The 21,629-nt window shown below is 65.5% G+C and carries 21 protein-coding genes; 14 read left to right on the top strand and 7 right to left on the bottom strand.

The window, feature by feature from the left end; genetic code table 11:
• Positions 1 to 72: 72 nt before the first annotated feature.
• Genes CH306_RS08310 through CH306_RS08290 form a run of 5 tightly spaced genes read left to right on the top strand, consistent with a single transcriptional unit; the run spans position 73 to position 6,054 of the window.
• Positions 73 to 798: an ATP-binding cassette domain-containing protein gene (locus tag CH306_RS08310; RefSeq protein WP_094646231.1), complete on the top strand. Its 726-nt coding sequence runs from the start codon at positions 73 to 75 to the stop codon at positions 796 to 798.
• The gene (locus CH306_RS08305) at positions 795 to 1,562 is read left to right on the top strand and encodes an ABC transporter ATP-binding protein (protein WP_094646230.1); all 768 of its coding nucleotides are present in this window, start codon (positions 795 to 797) and stop codon (positions 1,560 to 1,562) included. Before CH306_RS08310 ends, CH306_RS08305 begins: the two co-directional genes overlap by 4 nt.
• Positions 1,559 to 3,037, top strand: coding sequence for an ABC transporter substrate-binding protein (locus tag CH306_RS08300; protein ID WP_256981098.1), 1,479 nt, complete (start codon positions 1,559 to 1,561; stop codon positions 3,035 to 3,037). The genes CH306_RS08305 and CH306_RS08300 overlap by 4 nt, the downstream gene beginning before the upstream one ends.
• Before the next feature lie 3 nt (positions 3,038 to 3,040).
• On the top strand, positions 3,041 to 4,792 hold the full coding sequence (locus CH306_RS08295) for an ABC transporter permease subunit (RefSeq protein WP_218829670.1): 1,752 nt from the start codon (positions 3,041 to 3,043) through the stop codon (positions 4,790 to 4,792).
• Positions 4,789 to 6,054, top strand: coding sequence for an MDR family MFS transporter (locus CH306_RS08290; protein WP_094646229.1), 1,266 nt, complete (start codon positions 4,789 to 4,791; stop codon positions 6,052 to 6,054). The genes CH306_RS08295 and CH306_RS08290 overlap by 4 nt, the downstream gene beginning before the upstream one ends.
• Before the next feature lie 389 nt (positions 6,055 to 6,443).
• On the opposite strand, the gene CH306_RS08285 is transcribed toward CH306_RS08290, so the two are convergent.
• On the bottom strand, positions 6,444 to 7,262 hold the full coding sequence (locus CH306_RS08285; protein WP_094646228.1) for a DUF2786 domain-containing protein: 819 nt from the start codon (positions 7,260 to 7,262) through the stop codon (positions 6,444 to 6,446).
• A gap of 189 nt (positions 7,263 to 7,451) precedes the next feature.
• Between CH306_RS08285 and CH306_RS08280 the strand changes: the two genes are divergently transcribed.
• Genes CH306_RS08280 through CH306_RS29025 form a run of 4 tightly spaced genes read left to right on the top strand, consistent with a single transcriptional unit; the run spans position 7,452 to position 10,781 of the window.
• Complete coding sequence (locus tag CH306_RS08280) at positions 7,452 to 8,732, top strand: ABC transporter substrate-binding protein (RefSeq protein WP_032396943.1); 1,281 nt, start codon at positions 7,452 to 7,454, stop codon at positions 8,730 to 8,732.
• Between the two features lie 14 nt (positions 8,733 to 8,746).
• Entirely contained in the window at positions 8,747 to 9,793 is a 1,047-nt protein-coding gene (locus tag CH306_RS08275; RefSeq protein ID WP_179272809.1) for a carbohydrate ABC transporter permease, read from the top strand.
• Positions 9,790 to 10,611 carry a carbohydrate ABC transporter permease gene (locus CH306_RS08270; RefSeq protein WP_094646227.1) on the top strand — a complete coding sequence of 274 codons (822 nt, stop codon included), beginning with the start codon at positions 9,790 to 9,792 and terminating at the stop codon, positions 10,609 to 10,611. The genes CH306_RS08275 and CH306_RS08270 overlap by 4 nt, the downstream gene beginning before the upstream one ends.
• Entirely contained in the window at positions 10,608 to 10,781 is a 174-nt protein-coding gene (locus CH306_RS29025; protein WP_179272810.1) for a hypothetical protein, read from the top strand. Before CH306_RS08270 ends, CH306_RS29025 begins: the two co-directional genes overlap by 4 nt.
• On the opposite strand, the gene CH306_RS08265 is transcribed toward CH306_RS29025, so the two are convergent.
• Both CH306_RS08265 and CH306_RS08260 read right to left on the bottom strand, forming a co-directional pair.
• Positions 10,765 to 11,649, bottom strand: a complete 885-nt coding sequence (locus tag CH306_RS08265; protein WP_094646226.1) for a LysR family transcriptional regulator — start codon at positions 11,647 to 11,649, stop codon at positions 10,765 to 10,767. The two genes, CH306_RS29025 and CH306_RS08265, sit on opposite strands and share 17 nt — an antisense overlap.
• Positions 11,640 to 12,059 (bottom strand): MmcQ/YjbR family DNA-binding protein, encoded by a 420-nt coding sequence (locus CH306_RS08260; RefSeq protein ID WP_373453902.1) that lies wholly within the window; start codon positions 12,057 to 12,059, stop codon positions 11,640 to 11,642. Before CH306_RS08260 ends, CH306_RS08265 begins: the two co-directional genes overlap by 10 nt.
• Positions 12,060 to 12,167: 108 nt before the next feature.
• Here CH306_RS08260 and CH306_RS08255 point away from each other — a divergent pair, with 108 nt between their 5' ends.
• Complete coding sequence (locus CH306_RS08255; RefSeq protein WP_094646224.1) at positions 12,168 to 12,518, top strand: nuclear transport factor 2 family protein; 351 nt, start codon at positions 12,168 to 12,170, stop codon at positions 12,516 to 12,518.
• Positions 12,519 to 12,621: 103 nt separating this feature from the next.
• On the opposite strand, the gene CH306_RS08250 is transcribed toward CH306_RS08255, so the two are convergent.
• Both CH306_RS08250 and CH306_RS08245 read right to left on the bottom strand, forming a co-directional pair.
• Positions 12,622 to 13,704, bottom strand: coding sequence for an inositol-3-phosphate synthase (locus tag CH306_RS08250; RefSeq protein WP_032396939.1), 1,083 nt, complete (start codon positions 13,702 to 13,704; stop codon positions 12,622 to 12,624).
• Positions 13,697 to 14,287 (bottom strand): PadR family transcriptional regulator, encoded by a 591-nt coding sequence (locus tag CH306_RS08245; protein ID WP_032396938.1) that lies wholly within the window; start codon positions 14,285 to 14,287, stop codon positions 13,697 to 13,699. The genes CH306_RS08250 and CH306_RS08245 overlap by 8 nt, the downstream gene beginning before the upstream one ends.
• 121 nt (positions 14,288 to 14,408) lie before the next feature.
• Here CH306_RS08245 and CH306_RS08240 point away from each other — a divergent pair, with 121 nt between their 5' ends.
• The gene (locus CH306_RS08240) at positions 14,409 to 14,816 is read left to right on the top strand and encodes a hypothetical protein (protein WP_094646223.1); all 408 of its coding nucleotides are present in this window, start codon (positions 14,409 to 14,411) and stop codon (positions 14,814 to 14,816) included.
• 34 nt (positions 14,817 to 14,850) lie between these two features.
• On the opposite strand, the gene CH306_RS08235 is transcribed toward CH306_RS08240, so the two are convergent.
• Positions 14,851 to 15,381: a GNAT family N-acetyltransferase gene (locus CH306_RS08235; protein ID WP_094646222.1), complete on the bottom strand. Its 531-nt coding sequence runs from the start codon at positions 15,379 to 15,381 to the stop codon at positions 14,851 to 14,853.
• A gap of 189 nt (positions 15,382 to 15,570) precedes the next feature.
• On the opposite strand from CH306_RS08235, the gene CH306_RS08230 reads away from it, so the two are divergent.
• The 3 genes from CH306_RS08230 (at position 15,571) to CH306_RS08215 (ending at position 20,390) form a co-directional block, all read left to right on the top strand.
• The gene (locus tag CH306_RS08230) at positions 15,571 to 16,002 is read left to right on the top strand and encodes a DUF5318 domain-containing protein (RefSeq protein WP_179273674.1); all 432 of its coding nucleotides are present in this window, start codon (positions 15,571 to 15,573) and stop codon (positions 16,000 to 16,002) included.
• 702 nt (positions 16,003 to 16,704) lie between these two features.
• A complete protein-coding gene (locus CH306_RS08220; RefSeq protein ID WP_045200640.1) occupies positions 16,705 to 18,813 on the top strand; it encodes a transglycosylase domain-containing protein in 2,109 nt (702 codons plus the stop codon).
• Between the two features lie 113 nt (positions 18,814 to 18,926).
• Positions 18,927 to 20,390 carry a glycosyltransferase family 87 protein gene (locus CH306_RS08215; protein WP_094646437.1) on the top strand — a complete coding sequence of 488 codons (1,464 nt, stop codon included), beginning with the start codon at positions 18,927 to 18,929 and terminating at the stop codon, positions 20,388 to 20,390.
• Here the strand turns inward: CH306_RS08215 and CH306_RS08210 are convergent.
• The gene (locus CH306_RS08210; protein WP_256981096.1) at positions 20,365 to 21,588 is read right to left on the bottom strand and encodes a TerD family protein; all 1,224 of its coding nucleotides are present in this window, start codon (positions 21,586 to 21,588) and stop codon (positions 20,365 to 20,367) included. The genes CH306_RS08215 and CH306_RS08210 overlap by 26 nt on opposite strands.
• Between the last annotated feature and the right edge of the window lie 41 nt (positions 21,589 to 21,629).

The following is a 21,629-nucleotide window of genomic DNA, read 5'->3' as shown; positions in this document are numbered from 1 at the left end:
CCCGATTCGCCTACAGTCCTCTATCGACAACGATTGTCGCATTCATAAACACCTTCAGGCCCAGGAGAAACCGTGCTCGCCGTCGATGACCTCTGCATCGACGCCGGACACTCGCGCATCGTCCGGCACGTGTCCTTCGAGATCCCCGCCGGTCGACGCCTCGGCCTTCTGGGTGCGTCGGGATCGGGAAAGTCGATGATCGCTTCGGCGTTGGTCGGAGCGCTGCCGCCGGGCATCACCTGCAGCGGCAGCATTCTCGTCGACGGCCACGACGTCACCGGGGTTTCGACGCCCCGGCGACCGCGCACTGCCCGTCCGGCGATGGTGTTCCAGGATTCGGCCACCGCACTGAACCCGATGGTCACCGTCGGCAGGCAACTCCGCACGCCCGACGCCTCCGAGCTGCTCGAGCGTGTGGGTCTGCGCGACACCGAACGCATCCTGGCCGCGCACCCGCTCGAGCTGTCCGGTGGTCAGCGTCAACGCGTCTGTATCGCAGTCGCATTGGCGCGCGAGAGCCCGCTGGTGATCGCGGACGAACCGACGACGGCCCTCGATGTGGTCAGCCAGGCGCGGGTACTCGACGCTCTTCGTGAGGTGGCCTCGCTGCTGCTGATCACGCACGACATCGCCGTCGCCGCACAGCTGTGCGATCACCTGATGGTTCTCGACTCGGGACGCATCGTCGAATCAGGCTCCACGGCAGAGATTCTCGACAGTCCCAGGTCCGATGTCGTGGTGCGCATGCTCGATCGAGCTCGCGCCGCCGATCCGTTTCGTCAGCTGGTAGCGCGATGACTGCGGGATTGGCGGCGACGAACATCACGCGCACCTACGTTCGGCACGGATCGTCTCGTACCGCGCTGGACTCTGTCTCGCTTTCGCTACCGCCTGCCGGTCGCGTCGCCGTTGTCGGCGAATCCGGTTCGGGGAAAACCACTGTGCTGCGCATGCTGCTGGCACTGGACTCCCCCGATGCGGGCACCGTGGAACTGGAGGGGCGCAACGTCCGTCCGGGTTCCGCGAGATCGCTGCGGTGGTTTCGCCGATTGGTGCAGTACGTACCCCAGGACCCCGCCACCAGTCTCGACCCACGCCGCAGTGTCCTGGATCTGGTGGCCACACCGCTGCGACTGCTCGGCATCGACGGCGATCACCGAGCCAAGGCAGGTGCCGCACTCGCCGCCGTCGGGCTGGACCAGCGCTATCTGCAGCGCCGCCCGACGGAACTGTCCGGTGGCCAGAATCAACGCGTCGCCATTGCGCGTGCGGTGGCATGCGAACCGCGGTACCTGCTGGCGGACGAGCCGGTCAGCGGACTGGACCCCGACCTGCGTGAGCAGGTCCTCTCGGTGTTGGCCGGCCTACCGAGCGCCCTGCTGATCGTGAGCCACGACCTGTCTGCGGTCGCACGACTCTGCCGCGAGGTATCGGTGATGCACGACGGCCGGATCGTCGAAACCGGCAGTGTACGAGACATTCTCACCGACCCACAGCACCCGTACACCCGAGACCTGATCGACGCCGTACCCCGGCTCGCACCACCACAGGAGATCCATTGACCACCAACGTCTTCCGCCTCGGCACCCTGGCAGCGGTAGGAACCCTCACGCTGACCGGCTGCTTTTCTTCGGCCCCTTCCGACGACATCACGGACAGGGCCCGCGTTGCGATGCTGCAGCCGCCACGCTCGGGGCTCTCGCAGTTCAGCGACGACGCCTTCAAACTCTCGCGCTGGTCCACCGCCGAAACCCTGGTCACCCTCGACGACCTCGGTGACGCGCAGCCGGCTTTGGCCACCGCCTGGAACCGCGTCGACGAGCGCACCTGGAGTTTCGACCTCCGACCCGACGTGAGGTTCCACAACGGTGCGCCGCTCGACTCCGCCGCCGTCGTCACCGCACTGACCGCTGCCACCACCGCCGCGCCGAAGCCGCGCATCCTCGACGGCGTCGAGCTGACGGTGACCGCCACCGACGACGATTCGGTGGAGGTGACCACCGAGGACGTCGATCCACTGGTGCCGCAACGACTCTCGAGTCCTCAGCTCGCCATCCTGGCACCCGCGGCGTACTCCGCAGGCGGCAGCGACCCCGTCGGAACCGGCACCGGACCGTTCGTGTTGACCGCTGTGAACGGCACATCCAGTGCCACGCTGGATCGCAACCAGAACTACTGGGGTGAGACCGCGACGCTCGCCGGCATCGACGTCGACTTCGTGCCCGACGGTACGGCCCGCGCAGCGGCGCTCCGCAACGGCACCGCCGATGTGGTGGAGGCGATTCCGGTGTCGCAGGCCGCCAACATCGACCCGTCGCTGGTGCACGAGGTTCCGATGCCGCGTACCAACACCCTGTACCTGAACACGTCGTCCGGCGTGTTCGCCGATCCGGCCATGCGCGCCGCCGCACGGGAGTCGGTGGACAAGGATCGTCTGGTCGAGCAGGTCTACGAGGGCCGCGCGGACGCCGCGAACGGATTGCTCGGCCCGGCGCTGCCGTGGGCGACGGACCGTCCCGCGCGCACCGAGACACCGCCTGGTGATGCCACGGGCAAGACGATCACCCTCGCCACCTTCACCGACCGTGCCGAACTTCCCGAGGTCGCCGTGCTGCTGCAGCAGGAACTCGAGGCGAAGGGCTTCGTCGTCGAGCAGGTGGTGCGCGAATACCAGTTCATCGAAACCGACGCGCTCAGTGGCGCATTCGATGCCTTCATCCTCTCCCGCGCGACCGTGCTCGATTCCGGTGATCCCGTGGCATACATGTTCTCCGACTTCGCTTGTGAGGGATCGTTCAGCATCTCCCAGTTCTGCGACCCGCAGGTCGACGCGGCGTTGGCAGACGCCTCGGCCACCGAACCCGGAGACGACCGCCGCGCCGCGATCCTGGACGCCGAGAAGCTGATCCTGGAGAAGGGTGCGGCCGTGCCGATGCTGCACGAACGCGTCATCCAGGGCGAATCCGAAGGCATCACCGGCGTCGCCCGCGATCCGAGGGAACGCACGCTCATCACCAACCAGACCGCCTTCGAGTAAGCAGTGAGAACAACCGCCTCGAGGCTGGTTGCCGTCGCCGGTGTCGTCCTCCTCGTCGGAATGCTGCCGTGGCTGTCCGATCGCGATCCGGCACTGAGCCTTCTGCGGGCCCGCTCGGCCGAGCAGGAAGCAACCCCCGAGGCCCTGGCAGCCATTCGCCGCGACATTGGCCTCGATGCCGGGCCGCTGCGAATGTTCTGGGACTGGCTCACCGGCATCGCGTCGGGCAATCCCGGAACATCCTGGAACACAGGTGAACCGGTGCTACCCGGGGCCCTCGATGCGCTGCTGGTGTCGCTGACACTGATGGGTTTCGCTATGGTCGTTGCGATCGCAGCCGCCGCCCTCGTGGTCGTTCCCAGCGTTCGGGCCGGGCTCCGCGGTACGCCGAGACGGACCGGGGGCGGCGTCGCTGCCGCGCTCACGTCGATGCCGGAGTTTCTGCTCGCGTCGGTACTCGTCGTTCTCGGTGCGGTGTGGTTGTCGTTTCCGGCCTACGGCTGGAACGGTCCCGAGTACGCGGTGCTGCCTGCGCTCGCACTCGGTTTGCCTGCGGGCGGGCTGATCGGGCGACTGCTCGCCGACGCGATCGCCGTCACCTTCACCGAGGGGTGGGTCATCACGTGGACGGTGGCAGGCTTCTCGCGGCCACAGATCGCCGGTGCGGTTCTGCGACGGGCCCTTCCCGGCCTCGCATCGCAGATCGGTCTGATCATGGTCGCGATGACCGGCGGGGCTGTGGCCGTCGAAAAAGTATTCGCCATACCGGGATTGGGTCGCACCACCCTCGGCGATGCGCAGTCGCAGGATCTGCCCGCCCTGCAGATCGACATCCTGTTACTGCTGGCCGTCAGTGCCGTTCTGGGGATTTCCGCCGAACTGGCCCGACGGTTGCTGCTCGGTAGCGCACTGCACGAGAAGGCGATGCCCATCCCGTCCGGCGTCTTCCACCCGTCGCCGCGACGGTGGCTGGTGCCGATCGCTGCGGCGTCGGTCCTGCTGGTCATGGTGCTTGCCGGGCTCCCCCGCGACGGCCAGGCGACGACGCGGGAGAAGTTCGCGGCTCCATCGCCGGCCCACCCGTTCGGAACTGACGCCTCGGGTCGAGATCTGTTGGCCCGCGTCGCCGACGGCGCACTGCGCTCCATCGGACTCTCGCTGGCGGTGACGTTCGCGGCCCTGGTGGTCGGCGTGCTGCTGGGACTGATTCCGCGGGCCTCGCGTGGTCTGGTCGAGGTCACCAATGCGGCACCGCCCGTCGTCACCGGCATTCTCATCGCGGCGATCTGGGGTCCGAGTGCAGGCGGGGCGGCCGTTGCCGTTCTCATCGTCACGTGGGCTCCGCTCGCCGCGCACACTGCCGCTCTGGTCGAGGAGACTCGTGCTCGGCCGTACATCTCCATTCTGCCGACACTCGGGGCAGGCACTGCGCGAATCCTGTTCGGATCCATCGTGCCCAGCGTCGTTCCGGTAGTTCTGCGGCACGCCATGATTCGGCTTCCCGGTGTCGCTCTTGCTCTCGCGGTCCTCGGATTCCTCGGCCTCGGTCCGCAACCCCCCACTGCGGATTGGGGATTGATACTGTCCGACGGGGTCGCCGCCGTCGAGCGGGCACCGTGGGTCACCGCCGCTCCGCTCGCGTCGTTGATCGCACTTGCCGTTCTCGCAGTCTCGCTCGCCGGTGCCACCTCGGGACGCGTGCGCAAGACCGGTAGCGTCATCGAGAAAGTCGACGCAGGAGGGCGCAGTACGTGAGCACGAGGACCGACGGATCGCCGACGCGGTGGCGGTGGTCGTTTCTGGTCGATCTGCGGCGGGCCACCCCCACCGTCCGCTTGCTCGTCCTCACTCAGATGACCTTCAACATCGGCTTTTTCATGGTGTTGCCGTATCTGTCGGTGCATCTGACGAGCGACCTCGGGCTCGGTGCCGCGGTCGTCGGAGTGGTTCTCGGAATCAGAACGTTCTCGCAGCAGGGACTGTTCTTCGTCGGTGGCACCCTCGCCGATCGGTGGGGTATCAAGCCGGTCGTTCTCGTCGGGTGTGTGTTGCGGGTGCTGGGATTCGTCGGTCTCGCCTTCGCCGATTCGCTATCTGCCGTGTTGATCGCGACGGTGCTGGTGGGATTCGCAGCCGCATTGTTCTCCCCTGCAGTCGAATCCGCAGTGGCGATCGAAGCGGGCAAGAGCGAACGCGACGGCGGAGCCACGCGCGTCGAGAGCTTCGCGCTGATGTCGGTGTGCAGCCAGATCGGCTCCTTCACCGGCCCGCTCGTCGGATCGGTACTGTTGCTCGTCGATTTCAGGATCGCGTGCCTCGTGGCTGCGGCCATCTTCGTTCTGGTCATCGCCGCTCACGTGCGGTGGCTGCCGCGTGAGCGCGGCGAACATCGCGACGACCCATGGCTCTCGGGTTGGACCGACGTGGTGCGCAACCGGACCTTCGTGCTGTTCGCGGTGGCGATGAGCGCGCAGTTGGTGGCCTACAACCAGCTGTACCTGCTGTTGCCACTCGAGGTCGAACGCGCCTGGGGCTCGCAGACCGTGCTGGGCTGGTTCTTCGCGATCTCGGCAGTTCTCGTGGTGACGGCGCAACTGCCCATCACTCGACGCGTCGCGGGGGTATCACCGCGAATCACGCTGCCGATCGGATTCGCCGTCATGGCAGCATCGTTCGCGCTCGTGGCGGTGTTCAGTCCACTGGAGTTGGAAGGTCTTCTCGGGCTGATCCCGGCTGCGCTCTTCGTGCTGCTGCTCGCGCTGGGGCAGATGATCGCCATGCCCCAAGCGCGAGATCTGGTGCCGCGCATGGCCGCCGAACGTCGACTCGGTTCGTACTACGGTTTCATGGCCTCGCTCGGGGGCATCGGAGTGCTCATCGGATCGACCGCACTCGGCGTGGTGATCGACGCATCCCCCGCCACCGGTTGGGGCGCAGCCATCCCGTGGCTGGTCGCGGCCCTGTTCCCCATCGCCAGTGTCATCGGCCTGCGCGTGGTGCTCTCCCGCCTCGACTGACCCCGCCGCTCCGCCCGAGTTCCCGCCGCGCGCCGCGCCCCCGGTTTCCCGCAAACGCGCGCGCGTTTGTCATCCGCGAGCAGATTCGCCCTCAATTCGACGCGAATCCGTGCGCACCTGGCGAATGCGCGCGCGTTTGCGCGAACGACCGGCGACCCGCGAGACCTGAAGCTCGGTGGCAGCGGGGCGGAAGCTGGGGACGCGCAGAACTCGACTGTGCTGCTGTACTCACCGAACATGGTTCGGTCGTAGCGGTTTCCGAACCGGTCGATACAGCCGCGGTGCTCCGATTGTTCGGTACGTCGATAGCCGAGATCGATGCGACCGTTACCGACACCACCGGACCACCGGGCGAGGTACTGCTCGCTTCTTCACCGCGAACGCAGTGGTCAGCGTCCCAGCTGCCTGCTTGCTGCGTCTATTTCGGCATGACCGCCGATCTTTGCGTTTCGCCCCGCGCGGTCGCCGGCCTTTCGTGCGCCCTCGGAGTACCCGGCGTTCGCGCTCTGGCCTCGCCAGTGTCCCCGAGCAGTCGAGGTTTGCCGGTAGTAGTCCCGGAGCTCGATCTCCTTGTTGCGCAACACCAGTGCTGTCCCAGCGCCCTGTTGTTCTTGTTCGATGGCTTTGGCCTCGGTCTCCTTCTTCACGTCGCCGAGCCGTTGACCGATGCGCGACGCGAATGCGGTCTGGAAGTTCAGCCGAGCCGTCACCGCAGCGACCGGCACTTCCTCGCGTCGGGTGTAGCGTCGGCGATTCTTGATCTCGGTGACGGTGCGGATGGCCGTCTCCGACCGGTACGCGCCGGATTTGATGTACGCGTCCGATGCTCGCACCATCTGGATCAACAGTGAGGAATACAGCGCCTCGGTGGTCTCGATGTCGGAGTCGAAACCGTAGGCGAACACCTGCGTCGACGATCGAGACACATCGCATTGAACATCGTTGGCGTGCGCGATGGCCACGAACAGATGCACGTAGGTCTTGAGTCCACGCTTGCCCGGTTCTCCGATGGGGATGACCTTCTGGCTCGGCGTCGCCTGTCGCTCCCTGGACGCACTGTGCGAGCGCGCCACCGCCAGATCGACCGATGCCGACGTCGCCAAACGCTGAGCGGCCTCCATGAAGGCCTCGGCCTCGTGTGGGTTGTCGGTGGACTCGGCTTGGCGAAGCAGCCCACCGATCCGCGTCAGCATCTTGTCCGAACTCATGAGCGAGAGGCTACCGGCCCTCTCCGACACCCCCGGGTTGACCGATTCAGGAAGGCAAAAATGACCACTGCGCGGTGCGATGTGTGCCACAGTACCCATCGACATATGTGTCAGGGGGAGCATCACAGCGAGATTCTGCGTGCCCAACTCCGGGCACATACCACCGCGTAGAAGTAAGTGGAGAGAACAATGGCGTCTTTGATCACGAAGGTGGCAGTGGTTGCGACAGCAGCTACGCTGCTGACGCTCACCGGATGTTCGAGCGACAGCGGATCGAGCGGCGATTCGGGCGCTGCGTCCGAAAATGCCGACGGCCGTGGACCTATCACCTATGTAGAGGGACAGGACACCACCGAGACCGGTGTCGTCCAGCAGATCATCTCGGAGTGGAACGCCGCCAACCCCGATGAGCAGGTCACCTTCAAGGAGCAGTCCGCCGACGCCGATCAGGCCCACGACGACTTCGTTCAACAGCTCCAGGCCCAGCAGAGCGACTACGACGTGATGGCACTCGATGTCGTCTGGACCGCCGAGTTCGCAGCCAAGGGCTGGCTCGTGCCGCTCGAGGGTGAATTCGCACTCGACAACGCAGGCGTTCTGCCCGCGACCGTCGCGAGCGCGACCTACAACGGCAAGCAGTACGCCGCACCGAAGAACACCAACGGCGGACTGCTCTACTACCGCAGTGATCTGCTCCCCGAGGCACCCACCACCTGGGCCGAGCTCACCGAGGATTGCCAGGTCGCGCGCGACAACAACATCGACTGCTACGCAGGGCAATTCGCCCCCTACGAGGGTCTGACGGCCAACGCGTCGGAGATCATCAACGCGCACGGCGGATCGATTGTCGGCGAAGACGGCAAGACCCCCACCGTCGACAGCCCGGAGGCCAAGGCCGGACTGCAGACCCTGGTCACCGCGTTCGAGACCGGCGTCATCCCGGCCCAGGACACCACATTCAAGGAGTCCGAGAGCCAGCAGGCGTTCCAGGACGGAAAGACACTGTTCCTGCGCAACTGGCCGTACGTTTACGGCACCGCCGCAGAGGAGGGTTCCGCTGTGGCCGGCAAGTACGCGGTCGCACCGCTTCCCGGGGTCACCGGCGTCGGCACGTCGACGCTCGGCGGATACAACGCCGCGATCAGCGCGTACTCCGAGAACAAGGCCACGGCTGCCGACTTCCTGCGCTTCATGCAGGGCGAGAAGGCGCAGCGCATCATCGCCGAGGGCGCTCTGCCGCCCGTGCTCTCGTCGCTGTACGACGATCCCGCACTGATCGCCGCGATGCCGTACCTTCCCGCATTGAAGGCATCCATCGAGAATGCCGTCCCGCGCCCTGTCACCCCGTTCTACCCGGCCGTCTCGAAGGCTGTGCAGGACAACGTGTCTGCCGCCATCAAGGGCGAGAAGAGCGTGGACCAGGCGATCACCGACATGCAGGCCGGTATCGAAACCGCCGGCGCCAACTGATTTCGGGAGAACCAATGGCTGTACCTGCTGGTGTGACCAGTGGGGCCGGCGCAACCACCGCGGCCGGGGGCTCGTCCCCCGGCCGCGGTCGGCATGTGCGGTCCAAGAACAAGCGCTTCGGCCTGACGCCTGGTCGGGCCTGGCTGCTGATCGCACCGACGATGGTGATCCTCGCGATCGTCATTGTCTACCCGGTAATCCGAGCCCTGGTGATGTCCTTCTCCAAGGACCCAGGTCTCGATCCCGCCACCGGTATGTTCGTCACCGGTGGATCTGCCGGCTTCGTCAACTACACGCATTGGATTCTGCAGCAGTGCACCTCGGCCTCGGGCACGTCGGTGCCCTGCCCCCCGGGGACGCTCGGGTCTCAGTTCTGGGGCGCGGTCGGTAACACGGCGTTCTTCACCGTCGTGACGGTGTCCATCGAGGTCGTCATCGGCTTCGCGATGGCCGTGATCATGGGCAAGACCTTCGCCGGACGCGCTCTGCTCCGCGCCGCGATCCTGATCCCCTGGGCCATCCCGACGGCTGTCACCGCCAAGCTCTGGTACTTCATCTTCGCGTACGACGGCATCGCCAATCGCATTCTGGGAACGAACATTCTGTGGACCGGCGACGCCTGGCCCGCTCGTTCTGCAGTGATCATCGCCGACGTGTGGAAGACGACGCCGTTCATGGCGCTGTTGATTCTGGCCGGGCTGCAGATGATTCCCGCCGACGTCTACGAGGCTGCTCGCGTCGACGGGGCGTCGGCGTGGCAGCGGTTCACCAAGATCACACTGCCGCTGGTCAAGCCGGCGCTCATGGTGGCAATTCTGTTCCGCACGATGGACGCACTGCGCATGTACGATTTGCCGGCCATCCTCACCGAGGGCAACCCCGCCACGCGAACCATCTCCATCCTGGTGGTGGAGCAGATCCGGCAGGGGTTCAACAGCGCTGCGTCGCTGTCGACCATCTCGTTCGTCATGATCTTCATCGTGGCTTTCATCCTGGTGAAGTTCCTCGGTGCGAATGCCGTTGCCACCCAGGAGAATCAGCGCAAGGGGGCCGGGCGATGAAACAGGCCCGCATCTATATCGGTGTCGTCGTCATCCTCGTCTGGGGACTGGCACCGTTCTATTGGATGGTCGTCACCGCATTCCGCGACCCGCGTTACACCTTCGACACGACGCCGTGGCCGACGCACGTCACGTGGGAGAATTTCGAGAACGCGTTGTCGACGGCGAACGGCAACAATTTCCTGCGTGCGGTAGGGAACAGTCTGATCGTGGGCGGCGCGACCACGCTGATCGCGTTGGTCATCGGCGTCTTCACGGCATACGCGCTGTCCCGCATCGACTTCCGCTTCAAGTACGTGGTGACTGGCATCATCCTGGGTGCGTCGATGTTTCCCGTCGTCGCATTGGTGACCCCGCTGTTCCAATTCTTCACCAATATCGGGTGGATCGGCAGCTACCAGGCGATGGTCATCCCCAACATCTCGTTCGTGCTGCCGTTGACGATCTACACCTTGGCCGCGTTCTTCGCCGAATTGCCCTGGGAGCTCGAAGAAGCCGCGCGGATCGACGGTGCCGGGCGTTTCCAAGCATTCCGCCTGGTGATGCTCCCACTTGCCGCACCTGCCCTGTTCACCACCGCGATCCTCGCGTTCATCGCAGCCGTGAACGAGTACCTGCTGGCCAGTCAGCTCTCGAGTGACAGGACCGAACCGGTCACCGTGGCCATCGCGCGGTTCACCGGCAACGATCCGTTGGTGGTGCCGTATGCCGCGATCATGGCCGCGGGCACCATCGTGGCGATTCCACTGGTGATCATGGTGCTGCTGTTCCAGCGTCGCATCATCTCCGGACTGACGGCGGGCGGCGTCAAATCGTGACCGCTCAGGACCATCTTCAGTTGCTGGCGGGCATTCTGGGATTCTTCGCACTCGTGGCGCTGATCGTTGCGGTAGCCGGGATCATCGGGGGCAATCCCGGCGTGCTGCCGTCGGTGGCCCTGCTGGGTCTGTTGATCGCACTGTGGTTCTGCGTCAAAAAGATTCGTTGAAGCTGCGCGTTGCCACCGAAACCAATTCGGTCAGTGCCGCATTCGTCCTGGGCCGCCAGACCAGGGCCAGGAGTGCGGCGGTGTGCGAGTCCGTGAGCTCCACGGCAACGAGTGTGTCGTCGTAGGACGTCGTCATCGATGCGCTGAGGATCGCCACCCCCAGGCCGCGGGCAGCGAGGTCGGCCACGGCGTCGGGGGCGGTGGCCTGCAACGCGATCGTCGGCGCGAGTCCTACTCCGGCACAGTCCCGGTCGAAGACCGCACGGATTCCGGTGCCGGGAGGAAGGGCGATGATCGGGTGCTCGCACACCTGCGCCAACGTCGCCTCGCCCTGTGCTGCCAGAGGATGCTGCGGTGGAACGGCTGCGACGATGCGTTCGTCTATCACCACCATCGATTCCAATCCGTCCGGGACCCGAGCTGCGACACCTACGAGTGCGATGTCGAGTTCTCCTGCGCGCACATCGGCCACCAGACGATCCGAATTACCCTCCTGCAGAGCAAGTTCGACGCCGGGGTGCGCCGAATGGAAGCGGGCCAACGCGTCGAACAGTTGTGGGACGGTGCAGGCGGTGACCATCCCGACGCGAAGCGAGCCCCGCAGGAGTCCGGCGATGTCGTCGACGGATTGTCTGACGGAGCCGGCGGCGGCCAGCGTCGCGCGGGCTTGTGTCAGCGCGGCCTGACCTGCGGTGGTCAATGTTGCTGTGCCACCGGATCTGTCGATCAATTCGGCACCGAGTTCGCGTTCGAGCGCGCGGATCTGTGCGCTGACGCCTGATTGGCTGATGTGCACTCTGGCTGCGGCGCGAGTGAAGTTCGCTTCCTCGGCCACTGCGACGAAGTACTCCAGCTGTCTCAATTCCACTGCTGCACTCCCAGATTCGGGCCCTCACCGGCGTCGAGTCTGGCGATGTTCCGCTTCGGGGCCGTGACGCGGTAGCTGCAGTCGATCAATTCGGCGGCCTCGGCCCAGACGTCGTCGTCGGCGTCGCTCAGGTCGAAGCCCACCCAGCCGGCCGGGCCGAGGTACGCGGGGTGGAAGTAGCGGGGTTCGAGTTCGCAGGCGCGCTGCTCCTCGGCACTCTCGCATTTGACCAGGATCGAGAGGTCGTATTGGTCGCCGCCTTTGACACCGCCGCCGAAGTAGACGAACACCGAGGCGGTGCGGAAGGTCGGCCGGCCATGGGAGATCTTCTCGGACACCTCGGGATAGGCGAACGCCATCGTGCGAACACGTTCGAGGACCGGATGCTTCGAAGTGGGATCGATGGCCACGAGCACACGATAGCGCGCGAACTCCAGCTGCGGCTATGAGTAGAACTTCTGACGATCATCGCTATCAACTGTTGGACTTCTGGTCCGGTGCGTTCGAGACTCGATGTCATGACGCGGACACCGAAAGAAGTTGCAGCAACCTACTTCGAGGCATGGAAGGCGAAGGATTTCGACACGCTGGCGTCGATCCTGCACGAGGACGCGACGTTCCGGGGACCACTCGGCACAGCAGACAACGGTGCGGAATGTGTGGCCGGATTGAAGGGAATGTCGGAAATCGTCACCGATATCGACATCGCCCACGTCTTCGTGGACGGCCCGAACGTCCTGACGTGGTTCGACCTGCATACGTCCATCGCATCCCCGGCGAGCACCGCCAACTGGCAGCGAATCGAGAACGGAAAAATCATGGATATCAAGGTGACCTTCGATCCACGAGAAATCACCGCGGCCGGATAGACGAACGCCCGCCGGTACTCAATGTGACATTCAGTGGCCTTTTCGGGGGTCAATGTCACATCGAGTGGACCGGCGGGCGGAAGTTCGCGTCTAGCTGCGGGCCCTACGCGTCGATGATGAACGCTTCGAGTTGTTCGCGAGCGACGTCGTCGGCCAGCTGCTTCGGCGGGCTCTTCATCAGGTAGGCCGAAGCGGGGATGACGGGTCCACCGATGCCGCGGTCCTTGGCGATTTTCGCGGCGCGGACTGCGTCGATGATGACGCCTGCGGAGTTGGGCGAGTCCCATACTTCGAGCTTGTACTCGAGGCTCAGGGGTACGTCACCGAAGGCGCGGCCTTCGAGGCGGACGTAGGCCCACTTGCGGTCGTCGAGCCAGCCGACGTGGTCGGACGGTCCGATGTGGACGTCCTTGGCGTTGAATTCCTTCTGCAGGTTCGACGTGACGGCCTGGGTCTTGGAGATCTTCTTCGACTCGAGGCGGGTGCGCTCGAGCATGTTGAGGAAGTCCATGTTGCCGCCGACGTTGAGCTGCATGGTGCGGTCGAGCTGCACGCCGCGGTCCTCGAAGAGCTTCGCCATGACGCGGTGGGTGATGGTGGCACCGACCTGGCTCTTGATGTCGTCGCCGACGATGGGGACGCCTGCGTCCTCGAACTTCTTGGCCCAGACGGGATCGCTTGCGATGAAGACGGGCAGTGCGTTGACGAAGGCGACGCCTGCGTCGATGGCGGCCTGTGCGTAGAACTTGTCGGCTTCTTCGGATCCGACGGGGAGGTAGGACACGAGCACGTCCACCTTGGCGTCGCGCAGGGCCTGCGCTACGTCGACGGCGTCGCCGTCGGCCTCGGTGATGGTCTCGCGGTAGTACTTGCCGAGGCCGTCGAGGGTCGGTCCGCGCAGGACGTGGACGTCCTTCGGGGGTACGTCGGCGATCTTGATGGTGTTGTTCTCGCTGGAGAAGATGGCTTCGGAGAGGTCGAAGCCGACCTTCTTGGCGTCCACGTCGAACGCGGCGACGAACTCGACGTCGCGGACGTGGTACTTGCCGAACATGACGTGCATGAGGCCGGGGACGGTGGCGTTCTCGTCCGCGTCCTTGTAGTACTCGACACCCTGGACCAGGGATGAGGCGCAGTTGCCCACACCCACAATGGCCACGCGGATTGCGTTGTTGTTCTCACCCATGGTCGGGTTCTCCTTCTGTCTTGACTGTCCTGTTTGGTGCTGTGTGGGACGGTGCTGGGTTGGGGTCGGCCTGCTCGGCTGCGATGACTTCGTTGAGCCAGCGCACCTCGCGTTCGCTCGATTCGAGTCCGAGCTGGTGTAGCTGCCTGGTGTAGCGGTCGAGTGTCCCGTTCGCCTTGGCCACAGCGTCGCGGAGCCCTTCTCGGCGCTCCTCGACCTGGCGACGTCTGCCTTCGAGAATGCGGACTCGAGCTTCCGCGGGAGTCCGACTGAAGAAGGCAAGATGTACGCCGAAACCGTCGTCGGTGTAGTTCTGCGGTCCGGTGTCGGCCACCAGTTCGGCAAATCGTTCCCTGCCGAGCGGGGTGAGCTGATACACCCGTTTCGCTCGTCTCTTCACGAGCAAGTCGGGACCGGCGTCCTCGGCGATGAGTCCGTCGGTTTGAAGTCGACGGAGAGCCGGGTACAGCGATCCGTACGAAAACGCTCGAAAAGCTCCGAGCAGGCCGGTCAGCCGCTTGCGGAGCTCGTAACCGTGCATGGGTGATTCGAGAAGCAGTCCGAGAATTGCGAGCTCGAGCATGCAACTCTCCCTTCTCGAATCCAACGATCACATCATGGCGATGCGATTGACCGCACTATCGAAGAATGTATCGCGCCGATACATATTCTGACAACTCGGCCGTGAACGTATCCTGCGACTTATGACCCCGGTCGACGCGCTCGCCGCCGCTGCCGCCCTCCACCTGGGCTTTCAGTTGGTGGTGACCGCCGTCGTCTACCCGGCGTTGGCGGAGGTGCCGGACGACGACTGGCAGCGTGCCCATGACGCTCACTCGCGGCGCATCACCCTCGTAGTCGGGCTGGTCTACGGACTACTCGCTGCTGCGTGTCTGTGGGTGTTGGTGTCCGGTTCGACCCACCTTGCTGCCCTGATCAGCGTTGCCGGCGCAGTGATCTCCGCGCTCGCGACTGCATTCAAGGCTGCTCCAGTCCATGGCGAACTGGGGCGTGCGGGACGCAACGGACACTTGATGAGTCGACTGCGATCAGCAGACCGCGTACGTCTCTGCGGTGCAGTGGTGTGTGCCCTGTTTGCTCTGTTGGCGTGACCGAGCGCGGGTGAACGTGGAGTGGCTTATCGGTTCAGCGAACCGGAGCCACCATGAGCACCGCGTCGACTCGGTACTCGCCCCACTGCTGCGCAGCCGTCCCGATTCGGTGCCAGCCTCGCCGGCGGTAGAAGCCGAGAGCGGCGCTACTCGGATCGACGAGCAGCACCGGTGCCCGTCCCTCGCTCCGTGCCGCATTCACTGCGTGTGCGAGCAACGCCGTTCCGCTGCCCGGCACGGAGCCGTCGGTCATCAACCGCGACACGACGGCGAGTCGATCGGCAGCGACCCCGGTTGCTCGCTGCCACTGCGCGCTCGCATCGTCCGCACCGGGATCCTGTCCCGGTGACGCCGTCGGATGCAGCGCTATGTGTCCGACGACGGTGCCCTCGTGCTCGGCGACCCAGGCTGCGAGTTCGTTGGGTGCGGCAAGCCAGTCGGCGCGCACCGCCGCTGCGCGCATGGGATAGCGCTGTGTTTCGTGCGTACGTTGCAGGATGGGTAGGAGGGTGCTCAGGTCGCCGTCCCGTCGGGGCCGCACGTGTATTCCCGATGTGGCGAACATGTGGGCGAGTGTAGGGACCGGACGGTCATGCCCACGGCGAGGATCGGCACAGTGTGCATGATCACGAACGACGGATCATCGCGTCGCAACAGGTGGAGCACTGTGTCTCGAGGCCGAAATGGGGCCTGCTCGTTGCCGAGGCGGGGTTCGCAGGTCCGCATCGGAGGGGCCGCACGTACTCTGGTCCTCGTGCGACTTCAGCGACAGGTGGTGGACTACGCCCTTCAGCGTCGGTCGCTGCTGGCCGAGGTCTACTCCGGTAAGACGGGTGTCGCAGCGGTCTGTGATGCAGATCCGTACCTGCTGCGCGCTGCCAAGTTCCACGGGCGCGGCAGCGACGTGGTGTGCCCCATCTGCCGCAAGGAGCAGCTCACGCTGGTGTCCTGGGTGTTCGGCGAGAAGCTCGGGGCGCTGTCCGGGTCGGCGAGAACTGCGGACGAACTCGTCCGCCTCGCGGCGACCCAGGAGGAGTTCTCGGTCCATGTGGTCGAGGTGTGTAGGTCGTGCAGTTGGAACCACCTCGTCCAGTCCTATGTCCTCGGGGCGGTTCCCGCGCCCAAACAACCCCGTCGTCCGCGATCGGGTTCCCGACAACCGAACCGTCGAACAGCGAGTGAGTGACACAATCGCTCCGCTGATCCCATCCACCGAGAGTTCGACGCGGCCGCCGAAATTACTGGAGATTCGTACGTGAGTTCCCCCTACGACAACAACCCGGGTAGCAACGAACCGGGCCGTAGCGACTCCGGACGGCGTCCCGACGTGCCCGGGCCGCCGCGCGGCAGTCGACATTCCGATCCTCCCGGTCGTCGCCCGGTGCCTCCTCCCGGCCCGCGTCCGATGCCGCCGCAGGGTCGTCCCCCGATGCCCCCTGCCGGTCAGCGTCCTGGACCTCCTCCCGGGCAGCGACCAGGGCCTCCTCCCGGGCAGCGTCCGATGCCGCCGCAGGGTCGTCCCCCGATGCCTCCTCCCGGCCAACGTCCTGGACCTCCTCCCGGGCAGCGACCCGGACCCCCTCCGGGCCAGCGACCGATGCCGCCGCAGAGCCGACCCTTTCAGGGCAGGCCGCCGGTCGATCCGGTCAGTGGACGTCCCGCAGGTGAGCGTCCTTACGGAGAACGTCGCTACGGAGAGCCGCCCATCGCGCCTCCTGTTCGGTCAGCTGCCCCGACGGCCGTCACTCGGTCCGGCTCCGTGCCACCGCCCTACGAACCGAACGATCCATCAGTTCTCTCCTCGGGTAGCGAACCGCCCGAGCCGCCCGAAAGAGGTCCCGCCGCGAAAACGAAGAAGAAGTCCAAGTGGCGGGTCGTTCGACGCACGATGTACGCGTTGATCGCCCTGGGTCTGATCGTGCCGATCCTGGCCTTCATGGTGGCGTACACCGTCGAGGACGTGCCGCGTCCCGGCGACATCAGGACCAACCAGGTCGCCACGATCTTCGCCGCGGACGGCGCGAGTGTGCTCGGCAAGGTGGTGCCGCCCGAGGGCAACCGCACCGACGTGACGATCGACCAGATTCCGGAGCACGTGCGCAATGCCGTGCTCTCGGCCGAGGATCGCGATTTCTACTCCAATCCCGGATTCTCGGTGACCGGCTTCGGTCGAGCGCTCCGTGACAACGTGCTCGGACGCGACAGCGCAGGCGGCGGTTCGACCATCACCCAGCAGTACGTGAAGAACGCGTTGGTCGGAAACGATCGGACGCTGACCCGCAAGATGCGTGAGCTCGTCATCTCCTCGAAGATGGCGCGTCAGTGGTCGAAGGACGACATTCTCGCTGCGTATCTCAACACCATCTACTTCGGCCGTGGTGCGTACGGTATCGCTGCCGCGTCGACGGCGTACTTCGGTAAGTCCGTCGATCAGCTCTCGGTCGAGGAGGGTGCCGTCCTCGCGGCGGTCATTCAGCAGCCTTCCAATCTCGATCCCGAAACCAACCCCACCGGCGCGCAAGCTCGTTGGGACTACGTGCTCGACGGCATGGTCTCGCAGGGTCAGCTCGACGCGACCCAGCGGGCCGCGATGATGTTCCCGGTGGTGGTCCCTACGTCACAGGTGGACTCCGGTGACGCCGACGACGCCGGTCCGAACGGTCTGATCAAGGCCCAGGTGCTGCGCGAGCTGTCCGCTGCCGGGGTCAGTGAGCAGGACCTCAACACCGAGGGACTGCAGATCACGACGACCATCGATCCGAAAGCCCAGGCGGCTGCGGTCGATGCCGTGAACAGCAATCTCGAGAACGAACCGTCCGAGCTGCGCACGGCTTCGGTGTCCATCGATCCCCGTACCGGTGCGGTCCGCTCGTACTACGGCGGCGCGGACGGACGAGGATTCGACTTCGCGCAGTCCGGCTTGCAGACCGGGTCCTCGTTCAAGGTGTTCGGTCTGGCCGCTGCGCTGGATCAGGGCATTCCGCTCTCGAAGATGTACGACAGCTCGCCGCTCGACGTCAACGGCATCGAGATCAGCAACGTCGAGGGTGCCTCCTGTGGAACGTGCACCATCGCCGAAGCGCTCAAGCGCTCGCTCAACACGAGCTTCTATCGCATGATGCTCGGCATGGACAACGGTCCGCAGGCCATCGCGGACATGGCGCACAAGCTCGGCATCCCGCAGGAGATCGACGGCGTCGGACCCACCCTCACCGAGCCCGACAACGCAGGCCCCAACTACGGAGTCGTGCTCGGCCAGTACCAGTCTCGCGTCATCGACATGGCTTCGGCCTACGCGACCTTGGCTGCGTCGGGCGTCTATCACACCCCGCACTTCGTGCAGAAGGTCGTCACGGCCGACGGCACAGTGCTTCTCGACCGCGCTCCCGAAGCGGGCCAGCAGGTCGTCTCGGCCGCGGTCGCGGACAACGTGACCTCGGCGATGCGTCCGATCGCCGGCTACTCCAACGGTCACAACCTCGCCGGCGGTCGCCAGTCGGCGGCCAAGACCGGTACCGCTCAGCTCGGAGACACCGGGCAGAACAAGGACGCCTGGATGGTCGGTTACACGCCGTCACTGTCCACGGCCGTGTGGGTCGGCACCGAGCAGGGTCTGCCGCTCGAGAACAGTTACGGCGGACCGATCTACGGATCGGGCATACCGTCGGACATCTGGAAAGACACGATGGACGGCACGTTGGAGGGCACCTCGAACGAGACCTTCCCGACGCCGGAGGCCATCGCAGGTCAGGCCGGGGTGCCGCAGTACTCGGCACCGGCCCCGACGGCGACGGTGGCACCGTCGACAGCTCCGCCGCAGGTGACCCTGCCGATTCCGACGGAGATCTCGCCGCCGGTGGTCATCACTCCGCGGCAGGTCGAGATTCTGCCCGGCGTCACCATCCCGCTGCCAGGACTGGCACCGGCGCAGCCCGCGGAACCCGAACCGGCGGCACCCGAACCCGCCGCGCCCGAACCAGCGGCACCCGGGCAGTAACGACTCCAGCGGTGACGACCGAACCCCAGCGCAAGGGTCGAGCAGTGGCCAGCCCCGGTCGGCTCGACCCCGCGAGCGCAGCAGACCGCGATCTGCCCAGTCGTACCGATCCGATGACCGAGGAACTGTCCTCGGTCATCGGCGGGCCGGTCGGCAAGCACGCGCTGATCGGTCGGCAGCGCTGGTTCACCGCATTACGGGTGATTCTGCTGCTGGCGGTGGTCTTCCTGTGCTTCGGTTGGTTCGCCAAGGCAGCCTGTATCCAGCAGGCACCGGTGGGACCGGGCGGCGAGCTCGGACTCGACTGGAGTGGCAGTCGTCAGTACGTGGCGATGTGCTATTCCGACACCGTGCCGCTCTACGGGGCGGAGCGACTCGATCAAGGTGCTTTCCCGTACAAGAAGTCCTGGGAAGAAACCAAGGCGGACGGGTCCAGTCAGATCAGGTACATGGAGTACCCGGTGCTCGCGGGATTGTACCAGTACGGCTCGATGGTCGTCGGAAAAGCCTGGAACTCACTGAGTTTCCTGCCGCAGGCGCTACCGGTCGTGGTCTACTTCAACGTGGTTGCCCTGGGATTGGCGGTCGCCTGGCTGGTCACCGTGTGGGCCACCGCGATAGCCGCCGGGCGCCGCATCTGGGATGCCGCGCTCGTGGCGGCCTCGCCGCTGGTGATCGTGCACGGGTTCACCAATTTCGACGCTCTCGCAACGGCTTTCGCTGTCACCGGGTTGCTGGCGTGGGCCAAGAAGCGGCCGGTTCTGGCCGGAGTTCTGATCGGTCTCGGCGGTGCCACCAAGCTCTATCCCCTGCTGTTCCTCGGACCCCTGCTGGTGCTGTGCTGGCGCACCGGAAAGATGCGCGAGTGGGGCATCACCGCCTGTGCGGCGCTCGGTGCCTGGCTGGCGGTCAATCTCCCTCTCGCGCTGCTGTATCCGTCGGGATGGTACGAATTCTTCCGGCTCAATTCCGAGCGCGGTGCCGACCCGGATTCGCTGTACAACGTCGTCACCTCGTTCACCGGCTGGACCGGTTTCGACGGCCCCCTCTACCCGGGCGACAAACCGTTGGTCCTCAACGCCGTGACACTCGTGTTGTTCGCCATCGTGTGTGCGCTGATCGCATACATCGGTACGACGGCACCGACGCGGCCGCGTCTCGCGCAGCTGGTGTTCCTGGTGGTGGCCGGGTTCCTGCTCACCAACAAGGTATGGAGCCCGCAGTATTCGCTGTGGCTGGTTCCGTTGGCCGTGCTGGCGCTGCCGCATCGGCGAATTCTGTTGGCGTGGATGACGATCGACGCGTTCGTCTGGTTCCCGCGGATGTACTACTACCTGGGTGTGGAGAACAAGGGCCTTCCCGAACAGTGGTTCACCGCGACCGTCGTGGTGCGCGATGTCGCCGTGATCGGATTGTGCGCGTTGATCGTTCGGCAGATCTACCGACCGTCCGAGGATCTCATCAGAAACGGCAGCGCCGTCGACCCGCTCGGTGGCGTGCTCGACGGCGCTGCAGATCGGACCATCTCGGATCGGACCGGGGCCCGAAAGGTCACATATAGCGGCCGAGCTGTTTGACGGCTTCACCGGCGTGCTTGGCCTGGATGCCGTCGCCGATCGCCTGGAGTTTCCACTCACTGCCCTGGCGATACACCTTGGCCATCACCAGACCGGTGAACGGCATGCCGCCCTGCAGGGTGAAGCGGGCGAGTTCGGTGTTGGTGGTGTTGTCGACCAGACGGCAGAATGCGTTCGCGACCTGCTCGAACGTCTGACCGCGGTACGAGGTGACGGTGAAGACGATGCCGGTCACGTGCTTGGGTACCCGCGTCAGGTCGACCACGATCACCTCGTCGTCGCCCTCGCCTTCGCCGGTGAGGTTGTCGCCCTGGTGCACGATCGAGCCGTCCTTGGCCTTGAGCTGGCCGTAGTAGACGACATCGTTGACGTTGCGGTCGGCGAGCATGATCGCCGACGCGTCCAGGTCGATGTTCGCGGCGCGGCCTCCGCCACCGAACAGTCCGCCCTTCTTCGGAGTGGTCACCGGATCCCAGCCGAGGCCCATGCGGATGACCGTCAGAGCCACGCCGCCGTCCTTGCGCAGGGTGACTTTCTGACCTTTGGTGAGGCTGACGGGCTTGGATTTGGTGAGGCTGACTTCCGGAGCCTCGGTACGGACCGGGGCGGCGGGTGGTGCGGGCGGCGCAGCGGGTGGCGGTGGAGTGGCGGGTGCGGGAGGCGGCGTCGGTGCGGGTGCGGGGGCGTCGTCCACGGACACACCGTGGTCGGTCACCAGTGCGGCGAAGCCACCTGCGTAACCCTGCCCGACGGCTCGCACTTTCCAACTTCCCTGACGTCGGTAGATCTCCAGTGCGATCACGATCGACTCCGAGCTCAAGCCGTCGATCGTGTACTCGTACAACACATTTCCGGTCGCGTCGCTCACTCGGGCGACGGGAGCGGCGGATCGACCGAAGTTGCTCGACGCGTCGTCGAGGGTGATGACAGCGCGGATCTGCTCGATGTCGGCGGGAACTGCGGCGAGCGACACGGCGAGCCGGGCCGGTCCACCTTGACCGGGCTCGAGGCGTACACCGGGGCCGGTGGGCTGGTTGAAGAACACGAAATCGGCGTCGGTGCGCACTTTTCCGGCGTCGGTGACCAGTAGCGCGGACAGGTCCGCGGGTACGGCCAGCGAGATGGAGACGACGACGTCACCGACGGTGAGTGGGCCGTTCTGACCCTTGGACAACGGTTGACCGGCCGGAGCAGACAATGTGATGGACTCTCTCTCGTAGTGCTGGTTACCGTCATCCA

The sequence above is a fragment of the Rhodococcus sp. 15-725-2-2b genome (genome assembly GCF_002259075.1).
GTDB lineage: Bacteria > Actinomycetota > Actinomycetes > Mycobacteriales > Mycobacteriaceae > Rhodococcoides.
This window is presented reverse-complemented; position numbering and strand designations above follow the sequence as displayed.

What these genes read in the sequence shown, in the direction of transcription:
- CH306_RS08305 (WP_094646230.1), top strand. Translation starts at nt 795, where the DNA reads ATGACTGCGGGATTGGCGGCGACGAACATCACGCGCACCTACGTTCGG.
- CH306_RS08285 (WP_094646228.1), bottom strand. Translation starts at nt 7,262, where the DNA reads ATGAGTTCGGACAAGATGCTGACGCGGATCGGTGGGCTGCTTCGCCAA.
- CH306_RS08280 (WP_032396943.1), top strand. Translation starts at nt 7,452, where the DNA reads ATGGCGTCTTTGATCACGAAGGTGGCAGTGGTTGCGACAGCAGCTACG.
- CH306_RS08275 (WP_179272809.1), top strand. Translation starts at nt 8,747, where the DNA reads ATGGCTGTACCTGCTGGTGTGACCAGTGGGGCCGGCGCAACCACCGCG.
- CH306_RS08270 (WP_094646227.1), top strand. Translation starts at nt 9,790, where the DNA reads ATGAAACAGGCCCGCATCTATATCGGTGTCGTCGTCATCCTCGTCTGG.
- CH306_RS08255 (WP_094646224.1), top strand. Translation starts at nt 12,168, where the DNA reads ATGACGCGGACACCGAAAGAAGTTGCAGCAACCTACTTCGAGGCATGG.
- CH306_RS08250 (WP_032396939.1), bottom strand. Translation starts at nt 13,704, where the DNA reads ATGGGTGAGAACAACAACGCAATCCGCGTGGCCATTGTGGGTGTGGGC.
- CH306_RS08245 (WP_032396938.1), bottom strand. Translation starts at nt 14,287, where the DNA reads ATGCTCGAGCTCGCAATTCTCGGACTGCTTCTCGAATCACCCATGCAC.
- CH306_RS08240 (WP_094646223.1), top strand. Translation starts at nt 14,409, where the DNA reads ATGACCCCGGTCGACGCGCTCGCCGCCGCTGCCGCCCTCCACCTGGGC.
- CH306_RS08235 (WP_094646222.1), bottom strand. Translation starts at nt 15,381, where the DNA reads ATGTTCGCCACATCGGGAATACACGTGCGGCCCCGACGGGACGGCGAC.
- CH306_RS08220 (WP_045200640.1), top strand. Translation starts at nt 16,705, where the DNA reads ATGTACGCGTTGATCGCCCTGGGTCTGATCGTGCCGATCCTGGCCTTC.
- CH306_RS08215 (WP_094646437.1), top strand. Translation starts at nt 18,927, where the DNA reads ATGACCGAGGAACTGTCCTCGGTCATCGGCGGGCCGGTCGGCAAGCAC.